The following is an 11,615-nucleotide window of genomic DNA, read 5'->3' on the forward strand; positions in this document are numbered from 1 at the left end:
CGCCATGAGCCACAACGCAGCAGAACATCAGGCCGAGATCCAGGATTTGGCCGCCCACGGGCTCTACCGTCCGCAAAACGAGAAGGACGCCTGCGGCCTGGGTTTTGTGGCGCACATCAAGGGTCAGAAGGCGCATTCCATCGTTCAGCAGGGTCTGAAGATCCTTGAGAACCTCGACCATCGCGGTGCCGTCGGTGCTGACAAGCTGATGGGCGACGGCGCCGGCATCCTGATCCAGATTCCCGACGAGTACTTCCGGGCCGAGATGGCCAAGCAGGGCGTGGAGCTGCCCCCGCCCGGCGAGTACGGCGTGGGCATGATCTTCATGCCCAAGGAACATGCCTCGCGTCTGGCTTGCGAGCAGGAGCTGGCCCGTGCGATCAAGGCCGAGGGTCAGGTCTTGCTGGGTTGGCGCGATGTGCCGGTGGATTCGGAGATGCCCATGTCGCCCACGGTGCGCGACAAAGAGCCCATCATTCGCCAGATCTTCATCGGTCGCGGCCCGGACATCATCGTGCCTGATGCCCTGGAGCGAAAGCTCTACGTCATCCGCAAGACCGCGTCGAGCGCCATCCAGGCGCTCAAGCTGACTCACAGCCGCGAGTACTACGTGCCCAGCATGAGCTGCCGCACCATCATTTACAAAGGCCTGCTGCTGGCCGACCAGGTGGGCAGCTACTACAAGGATCTGGCCGATCCGCGTGTGGTGTCCGCCATCGCCCTGGTGCACCAGCGTTTCTCGACCAACACTTTCCCAGAATGGCCGCTGGCCCACCCCTACCGCATGGTCGCCCACAACGGCGAGATCAACACGGTCAAGGGCAACTTCAACTGGATGCGCGCCCGCGAAGGCGTGATGAAGTCGCCGGTGCTGGGCGATGACCTGAACAAGCTCTATCCGATCAGCTTCGAGCACCAGTCCGACACGGCCACCTTCGATAACGCCATCGAACTGCTGACCATGGCCGGCTATCCCTTGGCGCACGCCGCCATGATGATGATCCCGGAAGCCTGGGAGCAGCACGAGCAGATGGACACGCGTCGCCGGGCGTTCTACGAGTACCACGCCGCCATGATGGAGCCCTGGGATGGCCCGGCCGCCATGGTCTTCACCGACGGCCGCCAGGTCTGTGCCGCGCTGGACCGCAACGGTCTGCGCCCGGCGCGCTACTGCGTCACCGACGACGACCTCGTCATCCTCGCCTCCGAGTCCGGCGTGCTGCCGGTGCCGGAAAACAAGATCGTCAAGAAGTGGCGCCTCCAGCCAGGCAAGATGTTCCTGATCGACCTGGAGCAGGGCCGCATCATCGATGACGAAGAGCTCAAGAACCAGTACGCCAACGCCCGTCCTTATCGCCAGTGGATCGAGAACGTGCGCGTCAAGCTCGACGATATCGAGGTGGCCGAGGCGCCTGCGGCGCCCTTCAGTGCCAGCCTGCTCGATCGCCAGCAAGCCTTCGGATTCACCCAGGAAGACATCAAGTTCCTGATGGCGCCCATGGCCGTCACTGGCGAGGAAGCCCTGGGTTCCATGGGCAATGACTCGCCCCTGGCCGTGCTGTCCAGCAAGGACAAGCCGCTGTTCAACTATTTCAAGCAGCTGTTCGCCCAGGTGACCAACCCGCCGATCGACCCGATCCGCGAGGCCATCGTGATGTCGCTCAACAGCTTCATCGGGCCCAAGCCCAATCTGCTGGACATCAACGCGGTCAATCCGCCCATGCGCCTGGAAGTCTCGCAGCCGGTGCTGGACTTCAAGGACATGGCCCGTCTGCGCCAGATCGAAGCCCACACCCACGGCAAGTTCAAGCCCTACGAGCTGGACATCACCTATCCGCTGGCCTGGGGTCATGAAGGTGTGGAGGCCCAGCTGGCCTCGCTGTGCGCCGAATCGGTGGATGCGATCAAGAGCGGCCACAACATCCTCATCATCACCGACCGCGGCCTGAGCGACAGCCGCGTGGCCATCCCTGCCTTGCTGGCGCTGTCCGCCATCCACCACCATCTGGTGCGCGAGGGCCGCCGCACCACCGCCGGTCTGGTGGTGGAAACCGGCAGCGCCCGTGAGGTGCACCACTTCGCCGTGCTGGCCGGCTTTGGCGCCGAGGCGGTGCACCCCTATCTGGCCCTGGAAACGCTGACGGACATCGCAGCCGGCCTGCCAGGCCAGCTGTCTGCCGACAAGGCCATCTACAACTACATCAAGGGCATCGGCAAAGGCCTGTCCAAGATCATGTCCAAGATGGGCATCTCCACTTATATGTCCTACTGCGGCGCGCAGATCTTCGAGGCCATCGGCCTGAAGACGGACTTTGTGGAGAAGTACTTCCGCGGCACGCCCACGCAGGTTGGTGGCATCGGTGTCTTCGAGGTGGCCGAAGAGGCCATCCGCCTGCACCGCGCGGCCTTCGGCGACGATCCGGTGCTGCACACCATGCTGGATGCCGGCGGCGAATACGCCTGGCGCGCCCGCGGTGAAGAGCATATGTGGACGCCGGACGCGATTGCCAAGCTGCAGCACAGCGCGCGCAGCGGCAAGTTCGACAGCTACAAGGAATACGCGCAAATCATCAACGACCAGAGCAAGCGCCACATGACGCTGCGTGGTCTGTTCGAGTTCAAGTTCGATCCCAGCAAGGCGATCCCGCTCGATGAGGTCGAGCCCGCGGCAGAGATCGTCAAGCGTTTCGCCACCGGCGCCATGTCGCTCGGCTCCATCTCGACCGAGGCCCATGCCACCCTGGCCGTGGCCATGAACCGCATCGGCGGCAAGAGCAACACCGGCGAAGGTGGCGAGGATCCCGCGCGTTATCGCAACGAGCTCAAGGGCATCAAGATCACGGCAGGCACCAAGGTGTCTGATGTGATTGGCAACAAGGTCATCGCCGTCGACTACGAGCTCAAGGAAGGCGACTCCCTGCGTTCTAAGATCAAGCAGGTGGCCTCGGGCCGCTTCGGCGTCACCACCGAGTACCTGGTCAGCGCCGATCAGATCCAGATCAAGATGGCCCAGGGCGCCAAGCCCGGTGAAGGCGGCCAGCTGCCCGGCGGCAAGGTCAGCGAGTACATCGGTTTCCTGCGTTACTCGGTGCCGGGTGTGGGCTTGATCTCGCCGCCGCCGCACCATGACATCTACTCCATCGAAGACCTGGCCCAGCTGATCCACGACCTCAAGAACGTGAATCCCAAGGCCGATGTGTCGGTCAAGCTGGTCTCGGAAGTCGGCGTGGGCACCATCGCTGCGGGCGTCACCAAGGCCAAGGCCGACCACCTGGTCATCGCCGGCCATGATGGTGGCACGGGCGCCTCACCCTGGAGCTCGATCAAGCATGCCGGCACACCCTGGGAGCTGGGCCTGGCCGAGGCGCAGCAGACCTTGGTGCTGAACCGCCTGCGCGGCCGCGTGCGCGTTCAGGCCGACGGCCAGATGAAGACCGGTCGCGATGTGGTCATCGGTGCGCTGCTGGGCGCGGATGAATTCGGCTTCGCCACGGCGCCGCTGGTGGCCGAGGGCTGCATCATGATGCGCAAATGCCACCTCAACACCTGCCCGGTGGGCGTGGCCACGCAAGACCCACTACTCCGCGCCAAGTTCACCGGCAAGCCCGAGCATGTGGTGAATTACTTCTTCTTCGTGGCCGAGGAGGCGCGCCAGATCATGGCCCAGCTGGGCATTCGCAAGTTCGAGGATCTGGTCGGCCGCAGCGATCTGCTGGACACCAAGAAAGGCATCACCCACTGGAAAGCCAAGGGCCTGGATTTCAGTCGTGTCTTCCACCGCCCGGCCTTGCCCGCCGAAGTGGCCCGCACCCATGTCGATGTGCAAGACCATGGCCTGGATCGCGCACTCGATGTGAAGCTGATCGAGAAGTGCCTGCCCGCTTTTGAGAAGGGCGAGAAGGTGCAGTTCATGCAGGAAGTCAGCAATGTGCGCCGCACCGTGGGCGCCATGCTGTCCGGTGAGCTGATCCGCCGCCGCCCCGAGGGCTTGCCCGACCACACCATCTTCATCCAGATGGAGGGCACGGGCGGCCAGAGCTTCGGTGCCTTTCTGGCCCAGGGCATCACTTTCTACCTGATCGGAGACGCCAACGACTACACCGGCAAGGGCCTGTCCGGCGGCCGCGTGGTGGTGCGCCCCAGCATCGATTTCCGTGGCGACGCGACGCAGAACATCATCGTCGGCAACACCGTGCTTTACGGTGCCACGCGCGGCGAGGCCTTCTTCCGCGGCGTGGCCGGTGAGCGCTTTGCGGTGCGGCTCTCTGGCGCCTCGGCCGTGGTCGAGGGCACGGGTGACCATGGTTGCGAATACATGACCGGCGGCACCGTGGCCGTGCTGGGCAAGACCGGACGCAATTTCGCGGCCGGCATGAGCGGCGGCATCGCCTACGTCTACGACGAGGACGGTCAGTTCGCCAAGCGCTGCAACACAAGCATGGTTGCGCTGGACAAGCTGCTGCCCGTACACGAGCAGGAAGCCACCGTGGACCGCGCCATCTGGCACCACCTCGGTGACGCCGAGGCGCAGACCGACGAAGCCATCCTCAAGAAGATGCTGGAAGACCACCACCGCTGGACCGGCAGTGCCCGTGCCCGCCACATCCTGGACCATTGGGCCGACTCGCGCGCCAAGTTCGTCAAGGTCTTCCCGCACGAATACCGCCGCGCACTCGGCGAGATCCATGCGGCCAAGGAAGCGGCCTCGACCATCGAGCAGGCCAAGGCTCCCGCTGCGCCCAAAGCGGCGCTCAAGGCCTGAGCGGAACGAGCACGGAAACCGTGATCACCGGGTCAGAAGAATGAATCTGAATCTGACCCTATTAAATGAATTTCTTCGGGTTGAGTTTGCAAAATGACTCTGACCCCAATAAAGAGTTTTAGGAGCGAAGCATGGGCAAGGTTACGGGCTTCATGGAGTACCAGCGGCTGGAAGAGGGCTACGAGCCGGTTGGCACGCGGGTCAAGAATTACAAGGAATTCGTGATTGGCTTGAACGCCGAGCAGTCCAAGCAGCAGGCCGCCCGCTGCATGGACTGCGGCACGCCGTTCTGCAACAACGGCTGCCCGGTCAACAACATCATTCCGGATTTCAACGATCTGGTGTACCGCGGGGATTGGGCCAATGCCATCACCATCCTGCACAGCACCAACAACTTCCCGGAGTTCACCGGCCGCATCTGCCCCGCGCCCTGTGAAGCAGCTTGTACGCTGAACGTCAACGATGACGCCGTGGGCATCAAGTCCATCGAGCACGCCATCATCGACCGCGCCTGGTCCGAGGGCTGGGTCCAGCCGCAAGTCGCCAAGCGCAAGACCGGCAAGACCGTGGCCGTCGTCGGCTCCGGCCCGGCCGGCTTGGCGGCTGCGCAGCAACTCGCCCGCGCGGGCCACAGCGTGACCGTGTTCGAAAAGAACGACCGTGTCGGCGGCCTGCTGCGTTACGGCATCCCCGACTTCAAGATGGAGAAGTCGCACATCGACCGCCGCGTGGCGCAGATGGAAGCCGAGGGCGTGGTCTTCCGCACGGGCGTGCTGGTCGCCTCCCTGCCGGAAGGCTCCAAGGTCACCAACTGGGCCAAGGACAGCATCAGTCCGGACGAGCTCAAGGCACAGTTCGACGCCGTCTTGCTCAGCGGTGGCGCCGAATCCAGCCGTGACCTGCCGGTGCCGGGCCGTGATCTGGCCGGCATCCATTTCGCGATGGAATTCCTGCCGCAGCAGAACAAGGTCAACGCCGGGGACAAGCTCAAGGGCCAGATCCGTGCCGACGGCAAGCATGTGGTCGTCATCGGCGGCGGCGACACCGGCAGCGATTGCGTCGGTACCAGCAACCGCCACGGTGCCAAGAGCGTCACCCAATTCGAGCTCATGCCCCAGCCGCCCGAGGTGGAAGACCGCCCGCTGACCTGGCCTTACTGGCCGCTCAAGCTGCGCACCTCCAGCAGCCACGAGGAAGGCTGCGAGCGCGAGTTCGCCATCTCGACCAAGGAATTCCTCGGCGAAAAGGGCAAGCTGACCGGTGTGAAAACCGTGCGCGTGGAATGGCAGGGCGGCAAGATGGTCGAGGTGCCGGGTTCCGAGCAGATCATCAAGGCCGATCTGGTCTTCCTGGCCATGGGCTTTGTGGCGCCCGTCGCCACCGTGCTCGACGCTTTCGGTGTAGCCAAGGATGCGCGCGGCAACGCCAAGGCCAGCACCGATTTCAACGGTGGTTACAAGACCAATGTCGACAATGTCTTCGCCGCCGGTGACATGCGCCGCGGCCAGTCGCTCGTCGTCTGGGCCATCCGTGAAGGCCGCCAGGCGGCGCGCGCGGTGGATGAATTCCTGATGGGCAGCAGCGACCTACCGCGCTGAAGCTGAGGGGGTGCAGCTGGCCAGGGCGTTCTCGGCAGTCACGACCCGGTCTGCCCAGCCGGCTGGGCTGGGGCGAAACTCCCAACGGGGCGGCTCGCCTTCCTGAAACTGAACCGCAAGGCACAGCCGTGCGGCCTGTTCCTGCCCGCCCATCCGTCCCGGCTGGAAGCTCTGGGCTTCAAACGCCTTCTGGATCGCCCGAACAAAACGGCGAGGCAGTTGCTCGGCCGAAACCAGCACGGCATCCACGTTTCCTTGTGCATTGATCAGCAAGGCTGCTGTCGCTTGGCCTTGCCCATCCGGCAGGCTGTCATCGGGGTGTTGGATCATGGGAGCCGCCTGAGGCTGGAGTCGTGGACTCTCATCCAGGGTCACCTCGGCAAGGTATGGCCAGGCAGTGGTTGACTCTGCTCGGAAGGCAGTCTGATCCTCCGTCATGCCTTTGGGGGGGGAGTTATTCAATGCCTTTGAGGCCTTCACCTCAGTGGATGACGCTGAATAGTTCGCCGCCGGCTCGGAGGGTTTCGAGCTGGGTTCGGCTTGTTTTGCCCCGTCCGGGGCGTATTGGGCACTCCCTTTCGCGGCATTCTCCGGCTCGAGGCGTGTACTTGCCGTGGTCGCAGTCCTCTCGGGCGCTGCGCGTTCGAGCAGGCGCAATTCCAGTGGTCGCGATTTCAAGGCCGAAGTGACTGCCGATCCTGATGGCGAGGGTGGGTTCGTCAGGCATACAGCGTGCAAGCTCAAAGCAATCACAAGACACGCCCACAAGCGCTTCGACTCGCGGCCGCCAAAGTTCGGGCGCGGGCTTCGCTTGGCTTCAAGAGATGCCCAGGCATTCCTGCCGACATAACCTGAACTCGTCATGTCGGCAGGCATGAACGCGCTGGAAAGTTCACGATGATGCCGCAGCGCTCCCATCCTTCGTAGGTCAGCCAATCACTCTGTGAGTTCGCGCCAGGACAAGCGACGAGTGTTGGTCGCGCTTGAGCCTTGTGGGCGTAGTTGAGAAATCAGCGATCCATCGCCATTGGGGAACTGGTCGTATAGCTTTCCATTGGGAAGCACCACGGGTTCGGGAGCGCTGAACAGTGAATTCCCCAACAAAATGCTGACAATGTTTTGTGCGCTGGTGACCGCGCCACCGGTGCGGTAATCAAAGTAGTTGATCCAGCTCGAGCCGCCGACGCTGCAGATGCCCGAAGCGTTGATGACGTTCGATGTGACGGCGAGCACACCACCCACCAGCACGGCACTTGTCGTCACCCGTTCTCGAGCTCCAGGAAGGTCGACATACCAGCCGTTCTTGACGCTCAGGTCCACCGCCGCAGGGCTGCCATTGGTGCGAATTGGGGCACCTGGCGTGCAAATGGTGGCGTCATCCGGGCAAGTGCTATTGCTCAAAGTTTGTTGAACGAAATTATTGGCGACCAGACGGGGATTGCCGAAGTCGGCGTCGGTCAGCCGGTCCTTGATGGCGTATATGGTTTGTTGGGTGGCATCGCTCAAGTCGCTGACGCCCAGGTAGCGTCCGGTGCCCAAGTAGATCATTACGTGGTTGCCCACTTGACCCAACTCCGGACGGGAAGTGATGGGCTGAGCCACAGTCCCGCTCGCAGAGGTTTTCAACGTTGCCAATCGTTGCGCTTCGTAACCGCTTGCGCCGACATTGTTGTTGATGTCAAAGCGCCAGAGATTGCCGAGGTTGTCGCCGCCATAGACGCGCAGTGCGGTATTGTCCTTGGTGGTGTTGTCGGCCCAGGCGCTGATGTGGCCCAGGCCGCTGGGAGTCCCGGTCGTTCCCACAGCCTGCCCGCCAGCCAAGGTTGGAATGCCATTGGGCAGGGCCGAGATCGGTTGGCCCGTGGCAATGTCCAGAACGAAGAGTCGGCCATTCCCGTCACCTGGTGAAACGTTGTTGTAGCCCGAAGGCACGATGGCCACCCAACTGCCGTCGGTCAGCTTGCTGATTTCGGCCTTGCCGAAGGTGTAGCCCAAGTTGTCGTGCGTGAACTCCCACAGCGGCTTCGGATCTGTGGGAGAGGTGATGTCGATGGCGAAGTAGGCCCGGCCCCCTGCGCCCAGGCCGCTGACCAGCACGGTGCGCCACTCGCTGCCGATCTTGACTTCCTGAACAACAGGGCTGCCGTCGACGTAGTACTCGTGCTTGTTGCCGTAGCTCTTGTCAGCCAGCTTGTAGAGCTTTGGGATTACTGCAGTTGGCACATAGGCCCAAATCTCAGCGCCGGTTCCAGCATGGAATGCATGCAACATGCCGTCGTTGGCGCCCACGTAGACCATGCCATCGCGCGAGGCCATGGTGGCCTTGTGTGCAGCGAAGCCTTCATCGTTGTAGTTGACCAAGGGTTTCTTCACGTACACCGCTTCGGAGTTGACGATGTCCCCCAGCAGATTCACACGCTGCCGGAAGAACTTGTTGGGTTCGGACAAAGGGCCCTCGTCGCCGCGAGCGCCGCGCAAATAGTCCACCAGACGCTGACCTGCTGCGGTGCTTTGATCGCTGCTGCTCAGGCAATAGTCACCCGAGGTGCAGAACTGGATCAGGTTGTTACCAGAGGCGGTCAAAGTGGCCAGGTTGAAGTAGGCCTTTTGGCTGGTACTGAGATTGCTCCAGTTGAACTCAGCGCGACGGTTGTCGCTGGCAGCGCTGAACATGTAGATGTTGCGGCTGCTGTTGCTGTCGAGTTGGCTCGCGGCCGTCCAGTCAACAGTGCTGGTCGTTCCGTCGGACAGGTCAATTCGCCTGGACCAAATCTGCCCCGTCCATTGTCCAGACATGAAGTTGGAGACAAAGATCTGGTTGTCACCGGAGGAGACATTGGGGTTGCTGGCTGTCGCTGCGGCGGATGAGCTTGCTTGAGCAGCAATATTGCTGAGTGCCGACTGCAAGCCGCTGTACAAGGCTTGCGGATTGCTGGCGCTGAAGTAAGTTCCACCGCCATTGACCGCAGCGTGCCAGAGGTCATCGATGGTGGTCAGGGTATTGCTGACCGGGGTTGGCCATGTGCATTCGCCACCGGATTGCCAGGTGCAGACACCGCCGGCGGCATTGGGGCTGCTGCCTTGTGCGACCGAGAAATAGTCGCCATTGGTAGCGCGCAGATAGTCGGACTGGTACTGCATATAGCCCGAGGCGCCCAGTCCTAGGGTGAAGGTCACCATTCGTTGTTGAGCGTTGACGGTGCCATTGCCGCAAACATCGGCGTTGGTGCCGGAGCCACTGGTGCAATCGGCGGAACCGTCGGTGCCGGTTCGGAGGTCAGCCTTGTAGTAGTAGGCCGCCACATCAGCCAGGGTGTTGGAGACGGCATTGCCGTCCTTTTGCGGGCGTGCCAAGCTGCCATCCTGGTCACCCAAAGCCGTGCCATCCAATTGGGTGAGGGTGACGCTTTCGTTCCAGAAACCGTCGGTGGACAGCACCGTGTAATTGCGTTGGCAGGAGTATTGGACTGGATCAACCACAGTGGTACCGTTCAAACTGCCCGTTTGCTTGCCGGCATAGAGGCGCCCGACTGTGTTCAGGGCTCGACGCAAAGGTGTGGAGTAGTAGGGGTACGCATTGAACAGTCGGGAGTACCAGTCGGACTTGGCCGTGCCGCTGAACGTGGCCTGATTTAGGTAGGCATTGCCCTGGCTGTTGTTGATGCTCAGATAGCCAACGCGGAAGTTGCTTGACACAGCAGAGAAGGCTTGGCTGGTCGAGGACTTCATCATTTGCATGCGGGTGCGGTAGTAGGTCCACCAGTTGGCGAAGTTGGTCATCTCTTCGGCATAGCTGCAGCTCGTGGCACCCGCGCAGTCGCTGCGACTGTTGGATAGCTTGGGGTAGCTGGTACGGCCCGGCACGATATCAACGCGCTCGAAGCTGCCCGGGTATCCGCCGGGTACTCCAGGGGTTCCCGCTACAGGGGCTTGATAGCCTGAAAAGGTGGGTGTGCCGGGGCTGATCGTCAGGTTGCAAGTGCTGGGCGTTTTGCTCCAGGTGATCACACCTGGTGAGGTGACACCAGCTGGCGCCGTGATGGTGACGGTCCGGTTGGTTTGGCTGGCGTAGTAGCCTGAACTGCCGGCATTGATTCGTGCAGTCAGTGAAGCGGCCAGGTTGCCGCGATTCGATTCCGAGCTAGTGGCTGCCGAGAGGAGTTGGATCGACCCCGCGCGAAGTGAGGTGATCGAAACAAGGCAGTTGTTGCCACCATTGGTGGAAATGGTGTTGATCGTCAAGGATGTACTTGCTCGTACCTCAGGTGTGGCTGGGGTGCCGTTGGTGCCCGCGGTAAAAAACTTGGTTGGATAACGAGCTTCGGGATAATTGTTGCTGCGCACGGCTTGACATGAACCCACAGCTGGCGTGGCTGCGCGCGCGTTGGCGTCACTGTCACACCAGCGCACAGGTGCTGGGTGCTTGAAGATGGCGGTTGCCGTGTTTTGGCAATTTCGCAGATTGATATGGTCGCAGTACTCAGCTGCATTGATCAAGTAATAGTGCGGCCCCCAGGTTTGTGCTGCCGTACCGGGGTTGTCAGGCGCACCTGTGGCTTTAAAACCGTTGCCTGAAGCTGTCGTGGCGTTGAAAACGGTGTAGCTCTTGTTGTTCACCATGCCTGGCAGTACATAGTTGCCGTTGCGCAGGCAATCAGAGTAGCTGGTGTCGGTGCACCATTCCGTATCGGGGAACTGCGTGAGTAGATTGATGTTGTAAGTGTTTTGGATGCCGAATCCATCGTTGGCCACTGAGGTCCAACCCGAGGTGTTGGCCGAAGTCATGCTGGCCCAGCTGATGCCGTTGGCGCCCATGGGCGGCGTGTAGCGAATGGCAGGGTTGTACGCCATGCTGTTGAAGCTCGCACTCAAGAATGGAGGGTGGCCGCGGCGGGTCCCAAACGGTGGAGCATCTCGCCAGCAGGCCTCACCGCTATCCCCACCTTGGCAACACGTGTTGCCGAAGCTGCCGCTGTTGGTGGGACTCGCCCCGGCGGAACGGCACAGCTGCGGATCAGGGTTGTTGTCTCCGTTGACATGATCTGGCATGAAGTCAAAGCCCATGGAGCCAGAGTCATCCAGCACAAACATAAGGTTGGGCTGCACCGCATTTGGCGAGGCTACGACCAGCGGGGTGCTTGCAATATCAGTGACAGCCGCTTGCACAGCTGAGGACAGCTGCAGTGCGGCCGTGCCGAGCCAAAGGGCGAAAAGGCGGTGCTTGCTGTTCATGGGGAACTCCAGATTTGTACTCA

The 11,615-nt window shown here is 61.9% G+C and carries 4 protein-coding genes; 2 read left to right on the top strand and 2 right to left on the bottom strand.

Annotated elements, in window-relative coordinates; translation table 11 throughout:
• Positions 1–4: 4 nt before the first annotated feature.
• Positions 5–4,762: a glutamate synthase-related protein gene (locus C1O66_RS01150; protein ID WP_102766170.1), complete on the top strand. Its 4,758-nt coding sequence runs from the start codon at positions 5–7 to the stop codon at positions 4,760–4,762.
• A 131-nt stretch (positions 4,763–4,893) separates the two neighbouring features.
• The gene (locus C1O66_RS01155) at positions 4,894–6,360 is read left to right on the top strand and encodes a glutamate synthase subunit beta (RefSeq protein ID WP_102766171.1); all 1,467 of its coding nucleotides are present in this window, start codon (positions 4,894–4,896) and stop codon (positions 6,358–6,360) included.
• On the opposite strand, the gene C1O66_RS23475 is transcribed toward C1O66_RS01155, so the two are convergent.
• Both C1O66_RS23475 and C1O66_RS01165 read right to left on the bottom strand, forming a co-directional pair.
• Positions 6,349–7,278, bottom strand: a complete 930-nt coding sequence (locus tag C1O66_RS23475) for a hypothetical protein (protein ID WP_133155057.1) — start codon at positions 7,276–7,278, stop codon at positions 6,349–6,351. The genes C1O66_RS01155 and C1O66_RS23475 overlap by 12 nt on opposite strands.
• Before the next feature lie 18 nt (positions 7,279–7,296).
• Positions 7,297–11,592: a pilus assembly protein gene (locus C1O66_RS01165; protein ID WP_102766173.1), complete on the bottom strand. Its 4,296-nt coding sequence runs from the start codon at positions 11,590–11,592 to the stop codon at positions 7,297–7,299.
• Between the last annotated feature and the right edge of the window lie 23 nt (positions 11,593–11,615).

Source organism: Paucibacter aquatile, from assembly GCF_002885975.1.
GTDB classification, from domain to species: Bacteria; Pseudomonadota; Gammaproteobacteria; order Burkholderiales; family Burkholderiaceae_C; genus Paucibacter_A; species Paucibacter_A aquatilis.

What these genes read in the sequence shown, in the direction of transcription:
- C1O66_RS01150 (WP_102766170.1), top strand. Translation starts at nt 5, where the DNA reads ATGAGCCACAACGCAGCAGAACATCAGGCCGAGATCCAGGATTTGGCC.
- C1O66_RS01155 (WP_102766171.1), top strand. Translation starts at nt 4,894, where the DNA reads ATGGGCAAGGTTACGGGCTTCATGGAGTACCAGCGGCTGGAAGAGGGC.
- C1O66_RS23475 (WP_133155057.1), bottom strand. Translation starts at nt 7,278, where the DNA reads ATGGGAGCGCTGCGGCATCATCGTGAACTTTCCAGCGCGTTCATGCCT.
- C1O66_RS01165 (WP_102766173.1), bottom strand. Translation starts at nt 11,592, where the DNA reads ATGAACAGCAAGCACCGCCTTTTCGCCCTTTGGCTCGGCACGGCCGCA.